This is a genomic window from Paenibacillus sp. P4_E11 (assembly GCF_056401635.1).
The window spans coordinates 1-25,787 of sequence record NZ_JBFUIX010000084.1; the positions used below are offsets into that span (position 1 = coordinate 1).

General features: G+C 49.7%; 22 protein-coding genes. 18 read left to right on the forward strand and 4 right to left on the reverse strand.

What is annotated here, in order from left to right:
• The 3 genes from scpB to AC1DWB_RS24845 form a co-directional block, all read left to right on the forward strand.
• Positions 1 to 324 (forward strand): SMC-Scp complex subunit ScpB (gene scpB, locus AC1DWB_RS24835; protein ID WP_477543781.1); only part of this gene is annotated, 324 nt, incomplete at its 5' end.
• Positions 324 to 1,208: a DMT family transporter gene (locus tag AC1DWB_RS24840; RefSeq protein ID WP_477543782.1), complete on the forward strand. Its 885-nt coding sequence runs from the start codon at positions 324 to 326 to the stop codon at positions 1,206 to 1,208. The genes scpB and AC1DWB_RS24840, both read left to right, overlap by 1 nt.
• A 76-nt stretch (positions 1,209 to 1,284) precedes the next feature.
• Positions 1,285 to 1,989: a DUF2953 domain-containing protein gene (locus AC1DWB_RS24845; RefSeq protein WP_477543783.1), complete on the forward strand. Its 705-nt coding sequence runs from the start codon at positions 1,285 to 1,287 to the stop codon at positions 1,987 to 1,989.
• A gap of 46 nt (positions 1,990 to 2,035) precedes the next feature.
• Here AC1DWB_RS24845 and AC1DWB_RS24850 read toward each other — a convergent pair whose 3' ends face one another.
• A complete protein-coding gene (locus AC1DWB_RS24850) occupies positions 2,036 to 3,328 on the reverse strand; it encodes an extracellular solute-binding protein (protein ID WP_477543784.1) in 1,293 nt (430 codons plus the stop codon).
• A gap of 192 nt (positions 3,329 to 3,520) precedes the next feature.
• Between AC1DWB_RS24850 and ytfJ the strand changes: the two genes are divergently transcribed.
• Positions 3,521 to 3,988 (forward strand): GerW family sporulation protein, encoded by a 468-nt coding sequence (gene ytfJ / locus AC1DWB_RS24855; protein WP_477543785.1) that lies wholly within the window; start codon positions 3,521 to 3,523, stop codon positions 3,986 to 3,988.
• Positions 3,989 to 4,109: 121 nt separating this feature from the next.
• Here the strand turns inward: ytfJ and AC1DWB_RS24860 are convergent, their stop codons facing one another.
• Both AC1DWB_RS24860 and AC1DWB_RS24865 read right to left on the reverse strand, forming a co-directional pair.
• On the reverse strand, positions 4,110 to 5,441 hold the full coding sequence (locus AC1DWB_RS24860; protein WP_477543786.1) for a (Fe-S)-binding protein: 1,332 nt from the start codon (positions 5,439 to 5,441) through the stop codon (positions 4,110 to 4,112).
• Complete coding sequence (locus tag AC1DWB_RS24865) at positions 5,434 to 6,852, reverse strand: FAD-binding oxidoreductase (protein WP_477543787.1); 1,419 nt, start codon at positions 6,850 to 6,852, stop codon at positions 5,434 to 5,436. The genes AC1DWB_RS24860 and AC1DWB_RS24865 overlap by 8 nt, the downstream gene beginning before the upstream one ends.
• 187 nt (positions 6,853 to 7,039) lie before the next feature.
• Here AC1DWB_RS24865 and AC1DWB_RS24870 point away from each other — a divergent pair, with 187 nt between their 5' ends.
• The 6 genes from AC1DWB_RS24870 to AC1DWB_RS24895 all read left to right on the forward strand — a co-directional run bounded on the left by AC1DWB_RS24870 (position 7,040) and on the right by AC1DWB_RS24895 (position 13,517).
• Positions 7,040 to 7,765 carry a FadR/GntR family transcriptional regulator gene (locus AC1DWB_RS24870; protein ID WP_477543788.1) on the forward strand — a complete coding sequence of 242 codons (726 nt, stop codon included), beginning with the start codon at positions 7,040 to 7,042 and terminating at the stop codon, positions 7,763 to 7,765.
• Positions 7,766 to 8,197: 432 nt separating this feature from the next.
• Positions 8,198 to 10,147 (forward strand): endonuclease MutS2, encoded by a 1,950-nt coding sequence (locus AC1DWB_RS24875; protein ID WP_477543789.1) that lies wholly within the window; start codon positions 8,198 to 8,200, stop codon positions 10,145 to 10,147.
• 120 nt (positions 10,148 to 10,267) lie between these two features.
• A complete protein-coding gene (locus tag AC1DWB_RS24880; RefSeq protein ID WP_477543790.1) occupies positions 10,268 to 10,987 on the forward strand; it encodes a HoxN/HupN/NixA family nickel/cobalt transporter in 720 nt (239 codons plus the stop codon).
• Positions 10,988 to 11,123: 136 nt separating this feature from the next.
• Positions 11,124 to 12,311 (forward strand): D-alanyl-D-alanine carboxypeptidase family protein, encoded by a 1,188-nt coding sequence (locus AC1DWB_RS24885; protein ID WP_477543791.1) that lies wholly within the window; start codon positions 11,124 to 11,126, stop codon positions 12,309 to 12,311.
• 48 nt (positions 12,312 to 12,359) lie between these two features.
• On the forward strand, positions 12,360 to 12,977 hold the full coding sequence (locus tag AC1DWB_RS24890; protein WP_477543792.1) for a nucleoside recognition domain-containing protein: 618 nt from the start codon (positions 12,360 to 12,362) through the stop codon (positions 12,975 to 12,977).
• 6 nt (positions 12,978 to 12,983) lie between these two features.
• Positions 12,984 to 13,517: a spore maturation protein gene (locus AC1DWB_RS24895; protein ID WP_477543793.1), complete on the forward strand. Its 534-nt coding sequence runs from the start codon at positions 12,984 to 12,986 to the stop codon at positions 13,515 to 13,517.
• A 95-nt stretch (positions 13,518 to 13,612) separates the two neighbouring features.
• On the opposite strand, the gene AC1DWB_RS24900 is transcribed toward AC1DWB_RS24895, so the two are convergent.
• Positions 13,613 to 15,472, reverse strand: a complete 1,860-nt coding sequence (locus tag AC1DWB_RS24900) for a right-handed parallel beta-helix repeat-containing protein (protein WP_477543794.1) — start codon at positions 15,470 to 15,472, stop codon at positions 13,613 to 13,615.
• Positions 15,473 to 16,035: 563 nt separating this feature from the next.
• On the opposite strand from AC1DWB_RS24900, the gene AC1DWB_RS24905 reads away from it, so the two are divergent.
• The 8 genes from AC1DWB_RS24905 to AC1DWB_RS24940 all read left to right on the forward strand — a co-directional run bounded on the left by AC1DWB_RS24905 (position 16,036) and on the right by AC1DWB_RS24940 (position 25,606).
• Positions 16,036 to 17,703, forward strand: coding sequence for a cache domain-containing sensor histidine kinase (locus AC1DWB_RS24905; protein ID WP_477543795.1), 1,668 nt, complete (start codon positions 16,036 to 16,038; stop codon positions 17,701 to 17,703).
• Entirely contained in the window at positions 17,678 to 18,823 is a 1,146-nt protein-coding gene (locus tag AC1DWB_RS24910) for a response regulator transcription factor (protein WP_477543796.1), read from the forward strand. Before AC1DWB_RS24905 ends, AC1DWB_RS24910 begins: the two co-directional genes overlap by 26 nt.
• Positions 18,824 to 18,863: 40 nt before the next feature.
• Entirely contained in the window at positions 18,864 to 20,456 is a 1,593-nt protein-coding gene (locus tag AC1DWB_RS24915; RefSeq protein ID WP_477543797.1) for an extracellular solute-binding protein, read from the forward strand.
• A 103-nt stretch (positions 20,457 to 20,559) separates the two neighbouring features.
• Positions 20,560 to 21,459, forward strand: coding sequence for an ABC transporter permease (locus AC1DWB_RS24920; protein ID WP_477543798.1), 900 nt, complete (start codon positions 20,560 to 20,562; stop codon positions 21,457 to 21,459).
• Between the two features lie 12 nt (positions 21,460 to 21,471).
• On the forward strand, positions 21,472 to 22,350 hold the full coding sequence (locus AC1DWB_RS24925) for a carbohydrate ABC transporter permease (RefSeq protein ID WP_477543799.1): 879 nt from the start codon (positions 21,472 to 21,474) through the stop codon (positions 22,348 to 22,350).
• A 13-nt stretch (positions 22,351 to 22,363) separates the two neighbouring features.
• Complete coding sequence (locus AC1DWB_RS24930) at positions 22,364 to 23,851, forward strand: CehA/McbA family metallohydrolase (protein ID WP_477543800.1); 1,488 nt, start codon at positions 22,364 to 22,366, stop codon at positions 23,849 to 23,851.
• 32 nt (positions 23,852 to 23,883) lie between these two features.
• Positions 23,884 to 24,678: a sugar phosphate isomerase/epimerase family protein gene (locus AC1DWB_RS24935; protein WP_477543801.1), complete on the forward strand. Its 795-nt coding sequence runs from the start codon at positions 23,884 to 23,886 to the stop codon at positions 24,676 to 24,678.
• 175 nt (positions 24,679 to 24,853) lie between these two features.
• Positions 24,854 to 25,606: a pseudouridine synthase gene (locus AC1DWB_RS24940; protein ID WP_477543802.1), complete on the forward strand. Its 753-nt coding sequence runs from the start codon at positions 24,854 to 24,856 to the stop codon at positions 25,604 to 25,606.
• Positions 25,607 to 25,787: the final 181 nt, after the last annotated feature.

Below are 25,787 nucleotides of genomic sequence, written 5' to 3' on the forward strand. Positions count from 1 at the left end.
ACACTTGCCATTGTGGCCTACAAGCAGCCACTTACTCGAATCGATATTGAGGAGATCCGTGGTGTGAAGTCTGATCGAGCGTTGCATACGCTTGTGGCCAAGGATCTGATTGAAGAGAAAGGTCGCGCTGAAGCGGTGGGGCGTCCGATCTTATACGGAACAACGAAAGCGTTTCTCGATTATTTCGGCTTGGCAGGACTTCAGGATTTGCCGGAAGCAGATGCGTTCCAATCAGAGGCTGGACTGGAAGAGGAGACACGTATGCTGTTCGCAAGACTGGATGCGGAGCAACTGACGATTGATGATGTAGACGGGGACGTATAATGACGATTGTTGCGCTCGGGATGGTTTTGGGGTCTGGTATGTTGCACGCCATTTGGAATCTGCTTGCTAAGCGCAGCGGTTCACAAATGGCTTTTTTGTGGTGGGCACAATGGGTTGCAGCCTTTGTGTTCATACCGATTGCGCTTCTATTCGAGTGGCATCGAATCCCGACTACCGGCAAAGCACTCGTTTATTTGGGAATCAGCATGGGTCTTCACGGTCTCTACATGGTATTGCTGGCACTTGCTTATAAAGCTGGAGATTTGTCACTCGTCTATCCAATCATGCGAGGTACTGGAACGATCTTGATCCCTGTACTCGGTGTGTTCGTATTGGGAGAACAGCTAAGCGCGCTAGATATAGCCGGAATTGCCACGATTGGTTGCGGCATTATATTACTCGGGGGCTGGCGTCCGAAAAGGCGAAGTAAGCAATATCGTGAGGATGAGACTGTGAATGGTCGTAATCACAGGAGAGCTCTGGTACTGGCCATAACAGTAGGGCTCATCATTACGGCCTATACATTCACGGACAAGCTGGCGCTGCAAGAAGGTGGATGGCCCCCTCTTACCTTGAATGCGATGAGCAATGTGGGGAATGGCTTGTGTCTGACTTGGTTCGCCGTTCGAAGTGGGCAGCTACGGAGCGAATGGAGTGGGAATACAATCAATTGGATACTCGGAGGGCTGTTTGCCTCAGGCGGGTATACATTGTTCTTATATGCCATGCAGTTAGCTCCAGTCTCCCAGCTTGCCCCGATGAGAGAGATCGGCACGGTATTCGGTACGGTACTAGGCGTGCTGATCTTGAGAGAAGTTCAAGGGCGCAATCGGTTGATCGCCAGCCTCTTGATTACTGCCGGTGTCATTGCCGTTGGTTGGTAGGGCTTGGTACGCATCGTTTGATCTCCTCAAGCCATACTAAACTTTGTCATGAATGAAGGACGGGGGAGCAGACGTTATGAATTGGATTTGGTGGATCATGGCGATCATCGTGGTTCTCTTGTTGGCAGTCATGGTGCTGCTGAGTGACATTCGGATGCAATTTCATTACTCTAGGAGTGGCGAGAAGGATCATTTCAATGTGAGTGTCCGAGCGCTGTACGGTTTAGTTCGATTTCAATACGTAATTCCCCTGCTGAAATTTCAGGGGCTGAAAGGGTTTCTAATCGAACATAATAAAAAGCTCAACGAGCAGCTGACTGCTTCCGAGAACAAGAAAGAATGGATCGACAAGCGCAAAATTACACAATATTTTGAAGAAGCCAAGATGCTGCTATCGCATACGGAGGGGCTGACTACCTGGTCCAAACAGACGCTGCAGCATATCAACTGTACCGAATTTCGCTGGACTACTCGAGTCGGATTAAAGGACGCACCAGAAACGGCTATCCTTACGGGAGCGATATGGGGCATTAAGACATCGATTGTTCATTTGGCTGCCAAATATACGAATTTGCGGACTCAGCCAAAGCTGCATGTATTCCCTATCTACAACCATCCTCACTTTTCCATGGAAATATTGGTAATCGCTCATATCAAGGTCGGCCATGCACTTGTAATGGGGTTGAAATTGATGAAGCGGGTGTGGAAAGTGAAAGATGGCTTGCGAACATGGAAGCGGGTACTGACCCATTCTTCCAAACGCAACCCTGAACCTTCATGAGGCGATCGGTGTGTACATACCGGGACATGTTGTTGGCCGAACTGATTTATGGTGTTGGACTTCTCTTCTGTTGTTCATTGACATGCTTCAAACGGTTCATCTCTTGATCAATATTAATGGCCAAGCTATGCAGACCGGTCGGGATGTCTTTGTCATCCGTTGTGAGCAACTTCTTGAACTCGGCTGTCAATGCTTCATTCCATGCTCTGTAAAAGTAAGGGTTATGGCTGTTATCACCCGCTGCTCGTACTGCATGTTTCAATTCTTCTATCGCAATGCTCTTGATCGGGTCCGTGGTTTGTCCTGTCGCTTCAGAGATGGACTTGCTAGTCATCAGATGATAATCAGCCCATTTCGACATCGTCTCGTGGTTCGTTAAGGTGAGGTATTCAATGAATTTCCAAGCCTCTGCAGGATGTTTGCTTTTCTGAGCAACGCCCAATCCATAGAACCGGACCTGATTAGCCCGCTCACTACCCGCGAAGTGCGGCAATGGGGCATAGCCTATGTTATCTTTCAAATTAGCTAATTTCAAACTGGAGAAATACACGAACATCGAGGTTTGAGTACTTGCAAATTGCATCGATATGTTGTCGTCATTCCATACAATTGGTTTCTCCGCATCCTTGTAATAGGCATTCAGCCATTTAAGTGAACGAATCGCCTCTGGGCTATCCAGATACCCTACAGCCGTCTCTCCATCAGTCGAGAGAAAATATTTGCCGTAACTACCCATGAGTATGCCAAGAGTAGCAATGTTATAAGGCAGTAACGGAGCTTGGTTCGGATTCGTTGATCTTGAGATGTCCCTGAACTGTTCCCATGTCCAATCGCCCTTCGGATAAGGGAGCTTGGCTTTATCGAAAAAAGTTTTGTTGTAGATGACCACAAGTGGATCGGCCGCATAAGGCAGGGCAAGCAGTTTGTTCTTGATGGTGACGAGATCGAGGATACGGTTATGAATATCACCTTTCAGTGCTTCCGACGCTTGTCGCTTCAAATCCAACAAATATGGTTCTTTTTGCGATAACTCGTAGGGGTCAACGAATAATGAAACGATATCCTGCGGTTCCTCACTCGCCAGCTTCTGCGAACTTTGGTCCATCGTTGTTACTGGGTCGACAAATACCGTAATATGCGGATTCAGCTTATGGAAGTTATCGGCCGTTTCCTTCAAATTCGCTATGTAGGCATCGTAGGACTGTTTGTCGAGACTAAGTAAAGGGGTTTGCAAATGTAACTTGACGGGTGTACTTTCTTTCTTCGTAATCGTGCTGCATGAAGTACTAGTGAGTACAATTGCCGCAACCGTTGTGAGTAGCAGTATTCTGATGTTCATTGTTCACTCACCTTCTTCCAATTTAGTCCATTGTGGAAATCATAATATAACCCCATATGTAATTATAGGTACGTCTTTGTTCGATATAGTGTTGATTTGTTCGTTCCGGAGTTCTTGAATAGCTCGCCACCGTGCAGGGTATGCTAAAAAAGCTGTTGTACCAAGTATTCTAATGATGGAGGAGAATAAGCTATGGCGGATCATCCGATTCAAGGCCTCATGAAGACGGCTATGGAACAAATCACAGAAATGGTTAATGTGAACACAATCGTAGGCGACCCGATCGAAACACCTGACGGCAGTATCATCATGCCCATCTCGAAAGTAGGCTTCGGCTTTGCAGCTGGGGGTAGCGAGTTCGCGGTCGAGGAGGAAGAACGCTCTAATCATAATCATGGCAAAGGGAATAACGAGGCGCATAATGCTTCGGTCGCTTTACCGTTTGGGGGCGGTAGCGGGGGCGGTGTCTCGATTACACCAATCGCATTTCTTGTTGTTGGAAATGGTGGAGTAAGGGTTGTTCCGTTGGATAATCAAACCCATCTGTATGAGCGTCTGATTGACTCGGCTCCTCAAGTGTTTGATAAAATTCAAGGCATGATCAAGAACAATTCCTCGGCAACGAGCACGACCGCCACTCATTCGGATCATTACCAATAAAAATAAGCAGGGAAGATAAGCGCCATATTTCTGTCCAAAGAACGAAAAAGCTGCCCTCTAAAGGACAGCTTTTTTCTCGTAGTACCGTGTATGGTATCGCCAGGAAAAGCGGCGTCTCCGATTATCGCTTGATCCGGTCATACAAGAAATCTACAATATGAACGGCTTCCATTCGCTCGCTCATCTGCTCACGCTCGATGCCAACTTTCATCTGTAACAAGCAACCAGGGTTGCTCGTAATCAGATAGTGCGCGTTCGTATCCTTCACGTGCTCCATCTTGTGCTCAAGAATGTCATTCGACATGTCTTGTTGTACGATGTTATATATACCGGCCGATCCGCAGCACTTGTCAGCGCCCTTCAACTCAACGAAGCGGACATCGGCAACGCGGTTCATCAGATTTCTAGGCGCGTTGCCTGAACGCATGACGTTGCGAAGGTGGCACGAATCTTGGTACGTAATGGTTACCTGTTCATTCTCGGCTTTGTCTTCAGCATTTGCTGCGAACTCTGGCAGACGGCCTTTTTCGAGCAGGATCAAGGAAATGTCCTTCACACGGGAGGCGAACCACTCCGCATCCTTAGCATACTCCGCGTCATCGTGAAGCAGGTGGTCGTATTCCACAAGCAAGGCGCCGCACCCGCCTGCGTTGGATATAATGTAATCAACATTGGCCTCGCGGAACGCGTCAATGTTGCTTTTGGCCAGCTTCCGGGACTCTCCGGTCTCGCCGGAGTGAGCATGGAGGGCGCCGCAGCAATTTTGCGCCTCGGGAATGACAACATCGAATCCGGCTTCGGATAACAGCTGGACGGTCTTCTTGTTCGTCTCCGTGAACAGAACATCCATCAGACAACCGCGGAACATCCCTACACGGGCTACAGGGTTGCCGCCCTTGGCTGGGACGAAAGTACCGAACGCTTCAACGATACCCTTGCCGGAAGCATCCGGCATAATCTTCTCCATATCGCGCATGTTCTTAGGGAACAGCTTCATCATTCCTGAACCACGCACGACTGTGCGTAGACCAGACTTCTGGTACAGCTTCAATCCACGACCGAGCAGCTTCATCCGGCTCTGGAACGGGAATACTTGCTTGAACATGACATTGCGGACGCCCTTGACCCACCAGCGGTGTTCTTCATGTTCTTCAAGTGCATCACGTGTCTGTTCGAGAAGATGACCGTACTGAACGTCAGCCGGACAGACCGGCTCGCATGCACGGCAGCCCAGACACAAGTCCATCTGTTCGCGGAACGACTGGTCGGGCTCCATCAAGTCGTCCACAACGGCCTTCATTAGCGCCAACCGCCCACGAGGTGAAGCAGCTTCAAGACCTGTCTCATTGAACGTGGGGCAGGCAGCTTGACAGAAGCCGCAGCGCATACAGTTAGTCAACTGGTCGTAATCAAGCGTGGCCTTCATTCTTTCGGTTAGCTGAATGTTACTCATGATGCACCACCACTCTTTTCCGGGATTCCTTGGAGAAGATTTTGCCTGGATTCATGATGTTATTAGGATCGAACACCCGCTTGATGCCTCTCATGACTTCCATGCCAACGGCACCTACTTTCCACTCCAGGTAGGGCGCCTTCACGATGCCAACTCCATGCTCACCGGTAATCGTCCCGCCGAGTGCGATAGCCGCCTCGAATATTTCCTCGAACGCTTCCTCGACCTTATGGATCTCTTCCTTGTCGCGAGCGTCCGTTGTGCATGTGGGATGCAGGTTGCCGTCACCGGCGTGGCCGAACGTACATATCTGCAGATCATATTTCTTCGCAATCCGATTGATCTCAATAACCATATCGGCTATCTTGGAGCGAGGAACCGTGGCGTCTTCCAATATAGTTGTCGGACGAATGCGTGCAAGCGTAGACAAGGCACTGCGACGCGCGAGCATCAGCTTCTCCGCTTCAGCCGCGTTGGCCGCCATCTTAACTTCAGCTGCGCCTTGCTCTTGGCAGATCCGCACAATCTCGACAACGTCTTTCTCTACAACTGCTTCGTCCAAGCCATCCTGTTCGATGAGAAGAATAGCTTCCATATCAAGCGGCAAGCCGATTTTGTTATAGCCTTCCACAACTTGAATTGTCGGGTTATCGAGAAACTCCAGTGTTGCCGGTATGATCCGGTTGCCGACGATTGCCGATACGGATCGAGCCGCTGCGTAAATATCTTTGTACATGGCAATCATCGTCTTCTTGTATTTTGGCGCTGGAATGAGCTTGACCGTAGCTTCCGTTACGATGGCTAGCGTTCCTTCGGAACCGACGAGCAATTTCGTCAAGTCATATCCGGCCACATCCTTGTACAGCTTGCCGCCCGTCCGAATGATTTCACCGGAAGGGAGAACAGCTTCGAGACCGAGTACATAATCTTTGGTCGTCCCATACTTCAGACCGCGTAATCCGCCCGCACATTCCATTATGTTGCCGCCGAGTGTGGATATGACCATGCTGCCCGGATCAGGTGGGTAGAAAAGGCCGAGCTTTTCTACTTCAGTATGGAAGTTCTTCGTATTAAGGCCGGTCTGGAACGTTGCGGTTAAGTTGTCTGTATCGATCTCGATCAACTTATTCATACGGTTCATAACAAGGACGATACCGCCTTCGGTCGGAACGGTGCCGCCGCACAAGTTCGTTCCGGCCCCACGTCCAACAATCGGAATCAGATGATCGTTCGCCGTCTTGAGAACAGCTGCTACTTCTGCTGTACTGCCTGGATAGACGACAGCGTCAGGCATCGCTTGCAGCATGGGTGTTGCATCGTAGGAATGCGTAACGAGTGCTTCCTTGTCATCTTTGAAATATTGGGGACCGACGATGTCGATCAGTTTCTGCCTAATCGCTTGTTCCAGCATAGTGTTAGTACCTCCGTTTAAGGTAAAATAGGTAATCGCAAAGTAATAGGACTAAGCTGCGTAGGAAATCTTCACTTTATGGGGTATAATTAATCAGGTCATCTGATGACTTTCACCTTATTATAGCTTACTATAAAATGTGTGTATAGTCGTTAAGGCAGACAAAATTAGAAACGGGTGGATGCACATGACATTCAAGCAAGTCAAGCCGCAAAAAGGAAACGAGCTGGTCATGGAGCAGATCAAGCGTCAAATTGTGGACGGTGTATTCTTACCAGGCACAAAGCTCGCTTCTGTCGTCGATTTGGCTCTTTCGTTCGGCGTGGGTCGCTCCACGATCCGTGAAGCGTTAAGTGCGCTGCGGGCGATGGGACTCGTCGACATTCGGCAAGGTGGAGGTACTTATGTAGTCGAGAACTTGCCGGGTAAAGACGGCTTAGGGCTCGATTCTGACGCGATCTTCGATCGGGCAGAGTCGCTGCAGCAGCTTCTCGAAGTGCGCAAAATCTTGGAGACCGGCTGCGCCGCCGCCGCCGCGAAGCATCGAACTGATGCTGATCTGGTGGAGCTGGACGGTATTATTGCGCGGATGCAACACTATCTTGCGGACGAATCCATTGGCGAGGAAGCCGATGTGCAGTTTCATCTGCAACTGGCCGCTGCCACGCACAACTCACTGCTGCAACAGTTGATGGAGTCTGTCTCGCAACGGCTGCATGAGAGTATGAAGCAGACGAGGCGACTATGGTTTTATGGGGAACGTGCAGAAGCCCAACGACTGCTGCAGGAGCATTCGGACATCGTGGAGGCGATTCGCCTTCGAGATGAGGCAGGTGCGTTCGAGATGATGAAACGCCATCTGCAGAAGGTTGAGAACGTGCTTGAGACCGCGCTCGTGGACAAGAATAAGTAAGCTATCGTGCATTCCAGCAAGGTGTGAGCGTAGCAGATTATGGGCAGCTGGTTCGTTGACTTTTACAAAACGCTATATTAAGATGAGGGTAATCCAACTGTAAAGGGGAAGTTTTAATGTCCGGGGTCGTTCTTAACTAAATCAATTTCATAACGCAGGTATCGAGCTAGTTCGTCTGAATAGGCCGCAATTGTAACATTTGCTGGCTTTGTTTCTTCGTGCTGTGTTCGATGTTGCATGAAATGATCGTTAAGAACATCAGGAATCGAAGCTTCAGAGGACCTTCCTCCGAAATCAATCCGTGCTCTTTGCAGCACGTTTTTTTTGTTTTCGGATAAGAGTAGGTCTGTCTATGCGAAGATGAACGATTGTTGTTCATCTTCTTTTTTGTTGTCCGGAAACAGTTGTCCATATCAAAGGGAGGCTACAAAAATGAACCATTGGAACGAATCGACGATATCCAGACTGGAATATGACAAGGTGAAGACTAGGCTGCGCGGCTATACAATCTCGGCGGCTGGGGCGGCGCTGATCGATCAGTTGCATCCGATTACGGAGCCGCGGCAGATCGCTTCCTGGCTTGCCGAAGCCAGTGAAGCTTGCAACATTCTGAAGCAAGGCGGCAGTGTACCGATCCCGTCTATGACCGGGCTCGAGACCGTGCTTGAACTGCTCGGTAAAGGCTACCTGATGTCCGCTGAAGATTTGGGGCTGCTAGGGGCATTCATCGAATCCGGCTGGCAAATGAAACGTTACATGCACAGCAAAGAGCAGGTGGCGCCTAGAGTTAGCTCCTACGCCCAATCGATGTTCGAGATGAAGGAGCTGCACAAGGAGATTGTCCGATGCATCCGGCATGGGCGAATCACGGATCAAGCTAGTGGGGAGCTGTTGAAAATCCGCAAGCAGATGGCGATTGTGGAGGAGAGGATGCGCAAGAAGCTCGACGGGATCGTGAGCAAGTACCGCTCCATCCTGCAAGAGCCAGTAGTAGGTATGCGAGGAGACCGATACGTGCTGCCCGTCAAGAAGGAGCATCGCAAGCAGATTGCCGGATCCGTTTTGGATGAATCGTCCAGCGGGCAGACGGTATTCATCGAACCGACGGATATTGGGCATCTGCAGCAGGAGCTTCGCGCATATGGAGCAGATGAGGCTAGGGAAGAAGCCAAGGTGCTTGGCCACTTAACTGAACTTGCCGAGGAGAACGCTCATGAGCTTTCCGTTAACTACGAAACGCTGGGGGCTTATGACTTTTTGTTTGCCAAGGCGAAGTACGGCTATTCTATCGATGCCCGTGCTGTGAAGCTCAATGAGCAGGGGATCATGGACATCAAGAGTGGTCGGCATCCACTTCTGGGCAGCAGTTCGGTTCCCTTGGATTTCCGGATCGGACAGGACTATAATGCGCTAATCATCACAGGGCCGAACACGGGAGGGAAGACGGTTAGTTTGAAGACGGTAGGACTACTCACGCTTATGGTACAATCCGGACTTCTCGTTCCTGTGGCGGAAGGCAGTACGCTCGCCATATATACGAATGTAACGGCTGACATTGGTGATGGTCAGAGCATCGAACAATCGTTGTCGACGTTCTCGGCGCACATCCGCAGCCTGAAGAGCATTCTGGACGAAGCGGATTCGCGTACGCTTGTACTGCTCGATGAGTTGGCGGCTGGGACGGACCCTGGTGAAGGAGTCGGCTTATCCATTGCCATACTGGAACAATTGCAGCGGAGACGCTCAACAATCGTAGCGACTACACATTTTAACGAGATCAAGCGATTCGCCGAACAGATGACAGGCTTCCAGAATGCTAGAATGGAATTCGATCAACAGTCGCTCCAACCGTTATACAAACTGCACATCGGTGAAGCCGGCAGCAGCTATGCGTTCGACATTGCCTACAAACTGGGGATTGACGCCCGGATCATCGAGCGATCCCGAGAAATTGCCAGGAGGCATCGAGCACCAGATGAAGAAGAAACGCTTATTCCGTATGCTGAACCATCCGTTCATGCTGAACCAGTAGAAACACCACATTCGGAAGTATCTGAGTCCCACGACAGGCCGCTCCCAGAGAGGAAGATCCAGAAATCGTTCCAGCTCGGTGATTGCGTATGGGTCAGCGCATTCCGTAGAACAGGTATCGTCTGCTCGTTGCCCGATTCCAGAGGTCGCATTCAAGTGATCATCCAGAAGGAGAAAGTATGGTTGAACGTGAAGCGGCTGTCGCTGTATATCGAACGCAATAAACTGTACCCGGAAGGGGACTACGACATGGATATCGTCTTTGAATCCAAAGAAAACCGCAAGAAGCGCCATCAGATGGGACGCAAACACGTTGAAGGGATACAGATCGAATATACGGATCCTAGCTGATCACTGACAGGTTCTGCAAAAAAAGATTGGCAAAATAGGCGGACTGCATCATAATGGTAACGTGTGCATTGATGGATAAATGTGATGGGTTGGTTAAATGGAGAGAGAGGAAGTGTTCGAGTGGAAGCAGGACTGTTGTCTATTCTGGGGCTAGGTTTTCTGATGGGAATTAAGCATGCGATCGAACCGGATCATGTCATCGCCGTATCGACGATCGCGAGCCGGAGCAAAAGTTTGTGGCGTTCTTCAATGGCAGGGGCATTTTGGGGAATTGGTCATACGGCAACTTTGTTAGCTGTCGGGTTCTTCTTGTTTTTATTCAAAAGTGAGATTAGCGACAAATGGTCCATGTCATTGGAATTTCTAGTAGGGATTATGTTGGTCGTGCTTGGGGTTGCCAGCGTACGAACGTTCAATAATCGGGTTCATGCCCATAACCATAGTCATGGGGAGCAGCGGCATACTCACTTCCACATGCGCGAAGATCACAATCATGGCCACGAGCATACCCATTCAACAGATAAAGTGTCCTATCACAAATCGATGTTGATTGGTCTCGTTCACGGATTGGCAGGAAGTGCGGCGATGGCGCTGCTTACCCTATCTACTGTAGATACGATGTGGCAAGGGATGCTCTATATTGCCGTATTCGGCGTCGGTACCATCCTGGGCATGCTGCTGTTCACAACTGCGATCGGCATTCCATTCGTACTCACGTCACGGAAGTTCCGAGTRAATCGGGTACTGACCGTATTGACAGGTGGACTCAGCACGTTATACGGGCTCTATTATATGTACAATCTCGGTATAACCGAAGGGTTATTCCAGCTCTGGTTCTGAGTGAACGGAATCCTATTGCAATGAGAAGACATGCCTCTGCGGCATGTCTTTTTCTTCGTCGACGCGCATATACTTGTACCGATTGATGTACAGGCAGGCTATGTACTGGAAGTAGAATGGAAGGGGACCCTGGACTATGAGGAAGGCTCGTCTAGTAATATGTGTGCTCCTTGCGTTTGCAATGGCGCTCTCATCGTTCGCTTATGCAGGCTTTGCTGCTCCAACGGAAATTTCCACCCATGCTGGTGCAGCCGCTATGATCGATGTTGAGTCCGGTCGATTGTTGTATACGAAGCAGGGAGACAAGCAGATGCGTATCGCCAGCTTGACTAAGATTATGACGGCGATCGTTGCAATTGAACACGGTACGTTGTCGGATGCGGTTCAAGTAAGCCGGAATGCTGCAGGGAAGGAAGGCTCCTCGATCTACCTGAAGCAGGGGGAAGAGATGAGCCTGAACAATATGCTCTATGGACTCATGTTACGATCGGGCAACGATGCGGCGACGGCGATTGCTGAGCATGTAGGAGGCTCGTTGGAAGGATTCGTATATATGATGAATCAGACTGCCGAACTGATCGGCATGAGCCATTCACAATTCAAGAATCCGAGCGGTCTGGATGATGTAGGTCATTACTCCACTGCCAATGATATGGCCAAGCTGACTGCATACGCACTGCGAAATTCTACCTTTCAGGATATCGTCAAGACGAAGGAGAAGACAGCTCCTAACCCGAACGACCCTTGGGACTACAAATGGAAAAACAAAAATAAAATGCTATCGATCTATGAAGGGGCAGATGGTGTCAAAACCGGTTATACGAAGCTGGCATTACGGTGTCTAGTCTCCTCGGCGACCAGAAATGGCCAACAGCTGGCGGTAGTAACATTGAGCGATTCAGACGATTGGTCGGATCACACGAAGCTGTTGGACTATGGATTCGCCAATTACCCACTCACGGATATTATCAGGCAGGGTGATCAGTTGGAAGGGTTGACGATAGCAGCTGGCAGCTCATTCCGGTACCCGCTCCATACTAGCGAGAAAGAAACAGTCAGCAAGGAAGTTATTTTGTCGGCTAAAGGAACTACAGGCTATGCCTTCGGAGAACGCGGTGTACTGRACATCTATGTATTGGATCAGTTGGCAGGCGCAGTTCCCTTGTATGAACAGAATAGTCCACGCCTCCAGGCTGAACTTAAGAATGCTTTCAAGATAACCATGACGGATAGCCGCAGCAATCGATTGATGGTTAAAGGAAACTGGAAGGCTGCCCTGAAGTTTTCCCTCAAACGCCTGCTGTCGCCTGGCAGTGGCTTCTGACACAACATCATCACGCTGCGATTACGTACCACTTCGGGGGGATCAAATATGGTGAACTTTATATGGCTGTTCTTTCTAGTAGCTGGATTTGTCGCAGCGGCCTTACAGGGGCGTATCGATCTGATGACGGAAGCCGTGTTCGAAGGTGCCAAAACGGGTGTCACCGTATGCTTCGGTCTGATCAGCATCCTGGTGTTCTGGATGGGCATGATGCGTATTGCGGAAGACGCCGGATTGCTACGCAAGCTTGCGATACTTCTGCGTCCGATCGTGCGGTTCTTGTTCCCGGATGTGCCGAAGGATCATCCAGCGCTTGGCTACATCATGTCCAACATGAGTGCGAACATTCTCGGCCTTGGCAATGCGGCCACACCGATGGGCATCAAGGCGATGCAGGAGCTGCAGAAGCTGAACCCGGACAAGGACACGGCCAGTGCCGCGATGTGTACGCTGTTAGCTCTTAATACGGCGAGCATTACGCTCATACCGACGACGCTGATTGCCATCAGGATGAATTTCGACTCGGCGAACCCGGCGGAAATTGTTGGGACAACATTAATTGCTACCGTAATTGCTACAGTCGCCGCTATAGCACTCGACCGCTGGTACAGATTCCGCAGTTTACCCGGCTCGGGTTCCGGCTCGAAACGAATTCCGAAAGGGTGAGGCCCGATGTATGCGATTGTTTCGATGATATCAGCGTGGGCGATCCCTGTTATCGTGGTCCTTATCCCGTTATATGCCATGTATCGCAAAATACCGGTATATGAAACGTTCGTAGAAKGCGCAAAGGATGGCTTCGATACAGCGATTCGAATTATACCGCCGTTGGTTGGCATGATGGTGGCGATAAGTGTATTTCGAGCCTCGGGTGCGATGGATTGGCTGCTGAGCTGGTTTCGACCGTTGTTCGATTCGATCGGTGTACCGAGCGAAGTTGTACCGCTGGCGATCCTGCGTCCGATTAGCGGCTCCGGCTCGCTTGCGTTTACCGCCGAATTGATTAAGCAGTACGGGCCGGATTCCATCATTGGCCGGATCGCTTCAACGATTCAAGGCAGCACGGATACGACCCTCTATGTCCTGATCGTATATTTCGGTTCGGTCGGAATTCGCAAAGGCCGCTACGCATTGAAGGTGGGGCTGATCTCCGATCTGGTCGGCTTCGTCGCTTCGATCGTGGTGTGTCTGCTCATATTTAGCTAAGTATTAAATAATTGGAAGAGCCATGGCGCATTTTGGAGCGTCCATGGCTATTTTGCGCTGTAATTGGCTTATTACTTAGGTTGGCCGCCTTCACGTCATATCAAATCTTCGGATGAAGTGTTCGGGGTTACCGACAAATCCTGCAAACTTCCGTTCGCGGCATCGCAGCGCAAGTCATTCTGCAGGCGGGTCAGTAGGCTGATTGAAGCGGCTACGTTCAAGCCGAAGCGCAACTTCTTCTTGCCGGCTTCTGTCCGCACAACATTGCCGATGATCCGGTTTTCCGTACCTGTGCCGGTGAGCGAGATCCCGTCGTAGGTTGCGTCGCCGGTCTGACCGGCGTTCGTGATTGAATTGTTGTTGACGACGATTCGCTTGGAGTTGTTAACTTGTATGCCGTGAAAGGATACGTCGCGGATCAAATTGTTCGAAACGATAACGTTGTTGCTTTCAGTAATGTAAATACCGTTTTTCTTGGCACCCTCCAGGATATTGCCGTTGATGATGCAATTATTACACCGTACGCTGATCGATTGGCCGTTGACGTTCTTGAATATATTGTTGGCAATCAATACCTTCTCGCCGCTGCCTTCCGGAAACCCTTCAATATAAATGCCGTTGTTGGTGCCGGTGTCCATAATGTTGTGTTCGATAATGATGGTGCTCGCAGGCTGTACCGGGTGGAAAACGCCGTTATCATCCTTGGATGAAGCGGATGTCGCGGCCGGTGTGGAGACGAAGATGCCACCGTTGACCTTGATCAGGTGATTGCCGGTAATAATGGAATTGATCCATTTGAAAGGACGAATGGCCCAGTATGTGGAATTCTCCATCACATTCTCACGGACAATGATATGGTCGAAGTAAGCGTCTGGATAAGCGCCATGTGCACCCACTCCACACGGCCAAGGTACCGTACCGGGTGTGCCGCTCGGGCCGAAATAACATTGCTGCACCGTAACGTGATGTGTGGGCGTATGGTCAGCAGCTTGACCAACAAACCCGGCTTTGATGGCTGGCTCCAGTTGAATCGCTTCGGAGTAATTTTGCGTGGTGAACATGAATCCGACGAATCTACAGCGATCTACTAGAACGTGACGGATGCCTGTCATCTCGACGCCATGCCCGCTTTGCGTGTCCTTGATCGTCAGTTTGCGCAGCGTAATGTTCTCGGCATGGGCAAGAGCGATCCCATTGCAAACCCTGGTGAATACGACGCCGTTGCAATCAAGTACGCCGCCTTCAATTGTAATATTGCCGTTGCCTTCATAGTTGTAGAACACATCCGTCGTCCTGTAATTCCGGATTACATTGCCGTCATGGCAGCGGAGAAGTACAGTCGATTCGTCCATTTTCAAATAAGTATTGTTAAATATGTATAATTCCTTCGTCATGCGGTATGTTCCCGCCGGAATGATGACCTTAACGTTCGGCCATTGAAGGGCTTCATTGAAGGCGGTCTGAAGAGCGGTTGTATCGTCAGCCGTGCCGTCGCCTTTGGCCCCGTACCACCTGGCGTTTACTGTATTATTGTTCACTACGCGCTTGTATCTGGCAGCGGAAGCGCTTACCAAAATGGTTCCGGTATTGTCTGCGGACACGGTATCATCAGGGTCGTAAGCAAAATATCCTTCTTGACCGCGGTCGGTTATGTAGAAAACTTCATCAGGTATAGGTTTTTTGTTATTAAGCCGAAGTTCGGCTATCGTGGTGGAGTACAGGTTCTTGTTTTCTTTATGCTCTTTAGGTTCTTTGGGTTCCTTGGGCTTCGGGGAGTGTTCGCCGTCGTGGCCGTAAGTGGCTTCAGTTACGGTTGCACCCTGGACGCTGCCGCCTCCGTATGCTGACAAAATAACGGCAGCGCCTGCCAATCCCATTGTAGCCAGCAGCTTTCTTCGGCTAATCGGACGGTTTGCTGGTGAGTCTTGTTGAGGGGATTCGAATTTTTCGCTCATAATCAAAAACCTCCTTCTTGTTGGCAAATGCTTGAAAATGTGTGATATTCACTCGATATTGTTCGTTTGTGCACTTTTAATGTAATTTCAATTGGCTGGTTTGTCAATATGCTTTCTTACATTAAATGGTTAATTTATTGTAAAATCGAGGAGAATCTCAATAAAATGTTAATATAAATTATTAATTTGGTGTTATTTGTTGACATTTGGCTTTGTTCTCGACTAATCTTAAATAAAACAAACGAGTATAAACGAGCATAAATGAACATTTCGAGAAGAGGATGAAAAAGACACCAAAATCGGCAAAGTGTCCCTGCATACGGTAGCGCCTATTGTAGTCCTGCATAAGTTCATTACTGGGAATGAAGCGTCTGAAGCGCAGATTAAGACGATCCGGGATGCGGGTGTTCAAGTCGTGACGGTCTGAAATATTCGTGGAACATGTGATATCGACATCACATGTTTTTGTGCCTTACAAAAAGCAAACGCTTTCTTTTTGTAAAGTTTTTGTAAAGATCAGAATGAAGGACTGCACCTTAGATTCGGTTAGAGGAGAGACAGCAATGAAAAGACTTCGCCAGCCCTTATCCATCAAGAAAAAATTACTTCTGTTTTTTGTAGTCTTGTTCTGTGTTCCTTTTTTGTTCTCGTGTCTGATATGGTACGCGAAGTCGGCCGACACCATTGAAGAGAGCGGAATTTATTACAATGAACAGCTGATCCGCCGGGTGAACGCTCAATTGGATGAATACTTCGCTGGCATCAAGGCGGATACGGCCGCACTTCCAGGTCATCCCCTCGTTCAGGAGTTCATCAAGGCGGATCCGGTCAACACATACGAGATGTATCGCTTGAAGGGGCGTATATCGAATGAACTTGTAGCTAATATGCGTAAGGATGTTTACGGCTTCTCTATGATTTCAAGTAATGGCGGATATTACGGTGATCTCATGGCGGGTCCCTGGGTCAAGGGTCCTCTCGTTATGCCCTTGATGGAACAAAGTTTCAAAGTTCTTGGAATAACAGAAAAAAACGGAGAGCCAGTCGTTGCGGTCTATCGGAAGGTAATCGACAATGTGACGTATCAACCCGCTGGAGCTCTCATAATGGCATTTCCCCTGAGTCAGATGCTGAAGATCCTTGATATGAAGCCTTATGGCAAAAATGGGTCAATCGCAATAGCGGATGAAGAAGGCCGGATTATATATCATACCGATCGTGAGAAATGGGGGACCGAACTGCCAGAAGTTTGGACGCGTATGATGGACTCCACTAGCGGACGATTCGAAGAGGACGGGCCGGATGGTAACAAAATGATGGTGTACCAAGTTTCCAGATTGACAAGTTTTAAAGTTATTTCGGCAACGTCCAAATACGAATTGCTTGGAGGGCTTCTGCGGCTTCAAATGCTGACTCTAATCATTGGAGCTCTCATTTTGGTTTTGGCATTCATCGTATTTTATCGGATGTTCCATGAAGTCAAAAAATTAATGGAGGAAATTCATGTGACCCGGGTGCGGGAGAAGGAGTTGGAACTGAAGCACAGGGAAGCTCTCATGTCGGCGCTGCAATCCCGCATCAACCCGCATTTTTTATACAATACATTGGAAGTCATCAATTCCTATGCGGTGATGGCCAATGTTAAGCCGATCAGCCAGATGACGGTACATCTCTCGAACATTTTCCGTTACAGCGTTAGCAATCCGGACCAGGTCGTCCATCTCCGGGAGGAGCTCGACCATATTATAAGCTATATCAAAGTTCAGGAGCAGCGGTTCGAAGATTTGCAGGTTGAAATTAACGTGGACGAGACTTTATTGGACAGCGTCTATTTGTTTCGTCTTACTGTTCAGCCTCTCGTGGAGAATGTGTTCCAGCACGCTTATGAGAAGCATGGGATAACACCTGGGATCATTTCCATCCATGGCGTTGCGGAGAATGGGATGTTCTCCCTGTTTATTAGGGACCAGGGTATGGGGATGCCGACGGAGATGATGGACAAATACAATAAAGCATTCGATTCAGTGACGGAAGCGAAAATGCTGAGAGCGGGGTTCAATCCTTTCCAAACAATCGGCTTATGGAACGTGCATACCCGGCTTCGTTTGGGTTTTGGCCACCCGTATGGAATTCGAATAACTGAATCCGGTGAGCAAGGTTCTGAGATCCAGATGATGCTGCCTTATATGAAAGGAGTCTTAAACAATGTACAAAGTGCTGATTGCGGATGACGAACGGATGGTCCGGCTTAACTTAAGAACTTTGATCGAAAGGGATTCCGAAGGTTTCACGGTAGTCGGGGAGGCCAAAGATGGCGAGCATGCTTATCAGATGAGCCTAGAGCTCAAGCCGGACCTTCTGATCACGGATATTCGTATGCCTGGAATGGACGGTTTGGAGCTGATTCGCAGCCTGTCGTCTCGAAAGACCGAGTCGGAGTTCCTCGTCGTTTCCGGATACGGGGATTTCGAGTATGCCCAGAGTGCACTGCGTTGCGGAGTCGCCGACTACTTATTGAAACCGATTGATCCGGACTATTTTGTAACGGCTATGCGTAAAATTCTAACCCGGTTGTACCAGAAGAACGACAAGCGTTCTATGTCCAAAGATTGGATGTGGTCATGGAAAATCCATGCTGAGCGTACAGCCAAGTCGGTATGGCATTTGAATGAGACAGAGCTCGGAATTGAGCTGGAGAGAATTCGCGGCGTCCTTACCTCTGAGCCGGGGACAACTACGTTAGAGCTCGTAAAGCGATTTGATTACTATATGGTGGTGCTGAACGGGGAGCTCAAGGAGATGAATCAGAGCGGCCTTCCGCTTCCAATCCTATGTGTACCGGAGGAGCCGTTCGATCATTTGGAGCTGTACGACGCCTTGAGCAGGAGCCTGATCGGCTTGGTAGAGCATATTCGGGCTTCCAGGAACTGGTGGAGCTACAATCGAATGATCAAGAGCGTAACGACGTTTATTGATGAAAATTACTTGAAAGCTGATCTTTCCTTGAAGGATGTGGCGGCGCATTTCGAACTTTCCCCCAATTACTTTGGCATCACGTTCAAGAGAGAGACAGGGGTCTCATTTAACCAGTATTTAACCCAGCTTAGGATGGAAAAGGCCAAGTCATTTCTGCAAAATCCGTTTGTAAAAGTATATGAGGCGGGAGAGGCGGTCGGGTTTGAGGATTATGCCTATTTCTCCAAGACGTTCAAGAAATATACGGGGATGTCCCCTTCGGATTATCGCAAATCCGTATGCCTCGATGCTTCTCCCGAACCCTATGAAAATCTACAAGCTTTCGTTGATTATTCCATGTTAACGGGAAAATCCACCWTCTATAATCAAAAGTAGAAAGGCCCTTAGCAGGGAATCAGGAGATGGAGGGGTTTTAATGGTATTTATGCAGAAAAAATCTATCGTAGCGACAGTTGCCAGCGTGCTTCTAGCCACCACGGTTCTGGCGGCCTGCAGCAGCGGCGACAAGCCTGCGGCGTCCGGCAGCAGCGATTCCAGCGGCAAGACGGTGAGCAAAAACATTAAGATTCTGCTCTCCCACAACAACTCCGGTTTTGCGTCCAAAGGTCCGGCTGACAAGCAGGAGAAGTACTACAAAGAGCTAAGCCGATTGTCCGGCTACAACGTCAACTACGAATTCCTCGGCCATGACATCGACTTCCGCCAACAGTTGGCCCTGCGCTTCGCGTCCGGCGAGTTGGCAGATCTGGTACGGACCGCTAGTGTAGACTGGGAAGTGCATCAAGGTGCTGTGGATCGTGGTGTGTTTCTGGAACTGGGACCGCTTATCGACAAATACGGTCCAAACCTAAAGAAGAAAATCCCGGCTGTCGCCTGGAACAGCCCGAAGGTAACGAAAAACGGCAAGATCTTCGGGATTCCGACACTGACCGGAGCACCAGCGGACCGGGTCATCTTCTACCGCCAGGATATTCTAGATCAGTTGAAGATGGGTGTGCCGAAAACGCTGGACGAATTCCTGGCATTTGCCGAGGCGGTCAAGGTCAATGATGTGAACGGAGACGGCGATCCGAACAACGAATGGGCGATTTCGCTCACGGACGGCATGTCCTGGAACGATGTGTTCACCGGTTCGTTCGGCGTTCGGCCGGGCACATGGCATATGCGCAACAGCATGCTGGAGCCGGATATTATCCAACCGCAAATGAAAGAAGCGATCGCTTTCTACAAAAAGCTGTATGACAAGGGCTATATAGAGAAGGATTTCATTACGAAGAAGCAGGGAGACCGCGGAACGGATATCAGCAAAGGCTTGGTTGCCTCGTGGGGAGCGGCCACTTATCAGTACGCCGCCGTCGCGGCCCAGCAGTATCCGAACCAGCCGAAAGCGGCGATTACGATGGCGGTCCCGCCTAAAGGGCCTCGAGGTGACAACTTTCTACAGATCGGAACGGATCAAGTGTACTTCGTGTGGGTGATTCCGGCCAACACGAAAAATCCGGAGGAAATTATCAAGTTCCTCGACTGGGCTTGGAGCTCTCCGGAAGCCGACAAGTTCTTTGCCTACGGGATCAAAGATTTCAACTACACGGAAGAGGGCGGCCAGGTCAAATTCGATCCGAAGGGCCCGAACAACTCGGAGCTGAACGAGAAAGAGTTCTTCCAGCTGTCCATCAACGTCCGTGAGAACGGCTTGAACAATCCGCTTGCTCTTAAGGTGCTACCGAACAGCGATGTCATTCTCAAAGGCTATGAGGATTCCAAATCCACGATCATGAACAACGATGGGATGTATTTGCCTCCGCTTAAGTCCATGGACGGACGTCCGGAACTGAATCCAGGCTTCGTGGCCGGCAGCCTGTTCTACGACTGGTTCGTGAAGCTGGTAGTAGGCAAAGAGGACTTGGACAAAGGCTTCGACGCTTTCGTTCAGGACTGGAAGAAGCGCGGTGGAGATGCGGCAATCAAAGAAGCAACAGACTGGTATAACAGCTATAACAAGAAGTAAGAAAATGAGATCCCGATAACAAACGAAAGGGCCCTCTCCCGACAAACCGGCAAGAGGGCCCTTTTCCTTCACAAGAATGAAACTATAGAAGGGAGACTTCATATTGTTTCGAAAAGCCCGATCGATGGATTCCTTGGTTTTGCTGCTGATTGCGCTCCCGGGCCTCGCTTTCTTTCTAATATTCAAATACATTCCTCTGGCGGGCAATATGATCGCCTTCCAGGATTACAATCTGTTCGCCGGATTGTTTCACAGCAAGTGGGTCGGACTGAAACACTTCAAATTCATGTTCGACTATCCGGAATTCATGATGGTATTGCGAAATTCTCTGAAATTCGGCCTATATTCCATCCTGTTTGGGTTTCCTGCTCCACTGCTGCTTGCCATCATGCTGAATGAAATCCGTCTGAGTTGGTTCAAACGAATGACCCAGACCTTGTTATATTTGCCTCATTTTTTGTCCTGGGTTATTGTAGGCGGCATCTTTACCGATCTGCTTTCCAGGCAAGGATTGATCAACGAGCTGCTCGGGAAATTCGATGTTGCGCCGATCTCGTTTCTGACCGAACCCAAATACTTTTTGGGCATCGTCATCAGCCTGGGGATATGGAAGGAAGTAGGCTGGTCGATGATTATTTATTTGGCAGCGATTACCGGCATCAATCCGAATTTGTACGAAGCCGCGATGGTCGATGGTGCCGGGAGGTTTCRAAGAATCTGGCACATTACGCTTCCTTCGCTTCTGCCAGCCATTATCGTGCTGCTGCTGCTTCGCATTGGCCATTTGCTTGACGCAAACGTTGAACAGGTTCTGTTCTTCCTGAACCCTCTCGTCAAAGAAGTCGGAGAAGTGTTCGATACGTACGTATATCGCGTCGGTCTGATGGGAGGTCAGTACAGCTATACAACGGCCATCGGTATATTCAAAGCGCTAGTAGGCATCATTCTAGTCGTTGGATTAAACAAACTGAGCCGTAAAACGACCGGGGAAAGCATTTACTAGGAGGATCCGAACATGAAGATCATACAGCGCTCGGAAATGTCGTATCAATGGGTCAATGGGATCTTTTTTGTCGTCATGTGTTTCACGATGATCGCTCCTATGATCCATTTGCTCGCCGTCTCCTTGAGCGATCCGATTTATGCTAATAGTAAAATGGTTGTTTTGTGGCCTAAGGGCTTTCAATTGAAAGTTTATGAGTCTCTCTTGAGCATGAGAGACATGTGGAGGTCCATGGGGGTAAGTGTCTACATTACGGTCATGGGCACGATCTTGTGCCTGATATTGACCTCGACGCTTTCCTTCACGCTTACCCGTCCGATGATGCCGGGACGGAGGATCATTACCCGGCTGATTTTGTTTACCTTTATTTTTCCGGTTCCACTCATTCCAAGTTACCTTGTTGTCAAGAATCTGGGTATGATCAACTCCCTGTGGGCACTCATCATTCCTGGAGCTTTAGGTGCCTACAACGTATTTATCATGAAAACTTTTTTCCAGAGCATTTCCTCTGAATTGGTGGACGCTATGAAAATTGACGGAAGCGGGGAGTTCGGCGTATATGCACGGCTCGTATTGCCATTGTCCGCGCCGGTCCTTGCGACTATCGCCTTGTTTCACTCTGTGGGAACGTGGAACGCCTACTTCGGGGCAATGATCTATATCCGTTCGAAGGACCTGTATCCGCTGCAGTTGAAGCTGAAGAACATGGTTGCCAGCAGCACTACGGATTCAGGGCTGGATGCAGTCGCCCTCCATTCCGGCGTGCTGTCCAGTCCGGAAACGATTAAGGCGGCGGCCATTCTGTTCACGACGCTGCCGATTCTAATTGTTTATCCCTTTTTGCAAAAATATTTCGTGAAGGGCGCTATGCTCGGATCACTGAAGGAGTAAGGAGGCAGACGACATGGAAGAAGGACATTCGAAGATCAGGGTAGAGGCTCCCGATTCCGCGTTGCCGTTCGTGGTGCATCAGCATGCGGATTGGATGTTTCTTCGGTTCGATTACGGGAAACCRCGGACGTGGCACCAGATTGTGATCCGGGATCCCGTAGGCCGCACAAGGTATTCGCATTTGGATGTCATCGAGCCGCGTACAGTGCTGCTGCACCGGGACCCTTACTTGACGGGGGTAACCGCTGTCTCCGGGGACATTATCCCAGGTACGTGGACAGTCGAATTTCTGCGCAAGTTTCCGGTGGAATTCGAGATTGAATGGGAAACCGGCAGCGGAAATGTTCCTCTTGAGCTCTATACCCACGATATGGACCTGGATATTTGGTGCGAGGGGGTAGGAGCCGGACAGAATGTATTCCTGAACCATTACTCTTGGGAAAAGTGTAAGCTACCGGTTCGCCGCTGGTACAAAGGCAATCTGCACGGCCACACGACACTGTCAGACGGCCTGCTGTCGCCGAGGGAAATTACCCGGCAGGCGGAAACGAAAGGGCTTGAATTTTTCTTCGTTACCGAGCACAACGTATTTCCGTCGTATTGGCCCAAGGGGAGGCCGTTGGTCATCCCAGGCATGGAGTTCACATCATTCGGAAAAGGCGACTGGAATGCTCTCGGTTTGACGGGATGGATCGACTGCTGGGGGGCAGGCAGCGAGGATGGCGGTATGCATGCGCAGGAAGGGCAGAATCGTTTGATGGAGGAAGCTGGTTCGATGGGGGCGGTACGTACGTTCAATCACCCGCTGGCCGGGCGGTTCGCATGGCGGTTTCCAGATTCGCCTCTGCGGTATGTCGATTTGCTGGAAAAATGGAACAGCCCAACCAAGACGTCTACGCCTGCCTTGACCGAACAAACGATGGTGCTGTGGAACACGCTGTGGAACGACGGGTACCGCGTGCCTGGCGTCGGTGGTTCCGATACCCATCTGCGGCCTGATCAGAGCTACGAGGAAGGCTGTCCGCCCGATTCCATCGGGGATCCAAGCAGCTATGTGCTGGCCGACCGGTTAACGCCTGAAGACATTCTAAACGGCTTGCGTGCCGGACATGTGTATGTCTCGCGCGGTCCGGAGCTCGAGGTCACATTCAGGGTCGGAGAGCGGACCTTCGCGTTCGGTGACGATCTAACGGAAGAACTGGATGTTACCAAGGATGGCCTGGTCCGTAGTGATTGGACCGTGACTCACGCCGAAGGTTCGCAACTGCGGGTCATCGAGAACGGAAGCATTATGGAGACATACGACATAGGGACGGATCATTGCAGCTTTGAAATGGAATTCTCTTGGAAAGACCGGGAATATGCGTGGAGAAGATTCGAGCTCCGCGATTCGGATGGGGAGCTGCTTTGCTTTACGAACCCGGTCTCATACGGCTCCAAGCAGATCAGCCTCTTTACGTGGGGACAACTGCTGGAAAAAGCGGGAATTGTGCTTCATTGAATCTAACTATCTTTTGAAAGAGGGGTATTATCATGACCATTTTTATTAACATGCTGCCTTACATGAATCGAGTTGCAGACTGCAAGGAGCTTCTGGATCGGTGGTCGGGCGGAATCGAAATATCGATGGACGGTCCGAACTGGATGGAACCGGTGAATTGGCATGCTGAATATGAGCGTTTCAAAAGCCATCCGGGCCCGCTTAGCGTTCATTCCCCAATCTGGGAGCTTAATCTGGCATCGGCCCGGTTTGAACTGATCCGGAGCTATTCTTACGAAGTTTACAAGGAATGCCTGGCCTGGTCCGCGCATATCGGTGCAGAGCAAATGGTATTGCACCCGAGTCTTTATTCCACACCTCTATTCTTGCGGAAGGAATCCCAGGAGAGGTCGATTGAGAATCTGAAGCGTCTGGGCGACGATGCCCAAAAGCTTGGAATCGACTTGGCTGTGGAAAATGTAGGATTTCGGGATACCGCGTTGTTCGATCAGGAAGAATTTGTTCGATTGTTTGAAGAAATCCCCACCATTACGGCTTTGGTCGATGTAGGCCACGCTCACATTAACGGCTGGGATACGCCGGAACTCCTCCGCGCATTAGGCAAGCGGCTTAGTGCAGTCCACCTTCACGACAATGACGGCTACGGCGATCTGCATCAACCGATTGGAGAAGGTACGATTGAATGGCAGCCCATATGGGATGCTTTAGGAAGTCTGCAGCATTCGTACCGATCCATTCTGGAGTATCAATGGGATACTTCGGTAGAAAAAGTTTTGGAGCATGCGGCCCTTGTCGAGCGAGAGCTTCAGGCTCGTAAGACTACTTAGTTGCACCTTGACCAAAAAGCAGCCCCCACTCTCTCCCGCGCTAAACGACCTAGCGGTCAACTTCATCTCCGCTAGGTTTTTCCTATTTCCTAAGCCACATAACGTAAACTTGTGATTTACCTGAAGGATAGGTAATATAAAGACGAGATTACGAAAAGTTGGAGCTGAATCGAGAATGGAAAGATTGCAGAAAGTGCTGGCCCAGGCCGGAATCGCTTCCAGACGGAAGTGCGAAGAATACATACAAGCAGGTAGGGTCCAAGTGAATGAAGAGACCGTGACTACACTCGGTGCCAAGGTCGACCCGCTGACTGATGCTATTACAGTGGATGGGAAGCCGGTCAAGCCGCAGACGCTTGTCTATTATGTGATGAATAAGCCGAAGGGCGTCATTACGAGTGTGACCGATCCTGAAGGCCGCCAGACGGTGTCGGATTATACGAAGGATATTAAAGAACGGGTATACCCAGTCGGCCGACTTGATTACGAGAGTGAAGGGCTGCTTCTGCTGACCAATGACGGCGAATTGGCCAATCTATTGACTCATCCCAAACATCATGTGCCCAAGATGTATCATGCTACTGTTCGCGGTGTCCCTCATGGGTCACTCATCGAGAAGCTGAAGAACGGCATTCAACTGGATGACGGGATGACAGCTCCGGCTGAGGTCGAGTATCACGATGTTAATCCGGAGAAGAATGAATCGATCATCGCGATTACGATCTATGAGGGGCGCAACCGACAAGTTCGCCGTATGTTCGATGCGATTCACTATCCGGTGAGTCGTCTGAAGCGAGTGCAGTTTGGTTCTTTGCTGCTCTCCGGTTTGCCTCGGGGCAAGACGCAGAAGCTTACACCAGCACAAGTGAAAGAGCTGCAACAAAGCGTTTTAGAGACACATAATGTTCAAAAAAGGTTGGATGAGTAGCAACTATATTTAGATATAATGAATGCAAGACGAGAAACATTACAGTTTGAAGGTGATAAGTGATGGGCAAGAATAGAAGAAGTATCCAGATCATCATTTTTGTCGCCGTATTATTGATTGGCGGGTACACGATCGGGAGCAGCTTATTTTCCAAGGAAACGATTCCGAAGGAAGGTAGCAC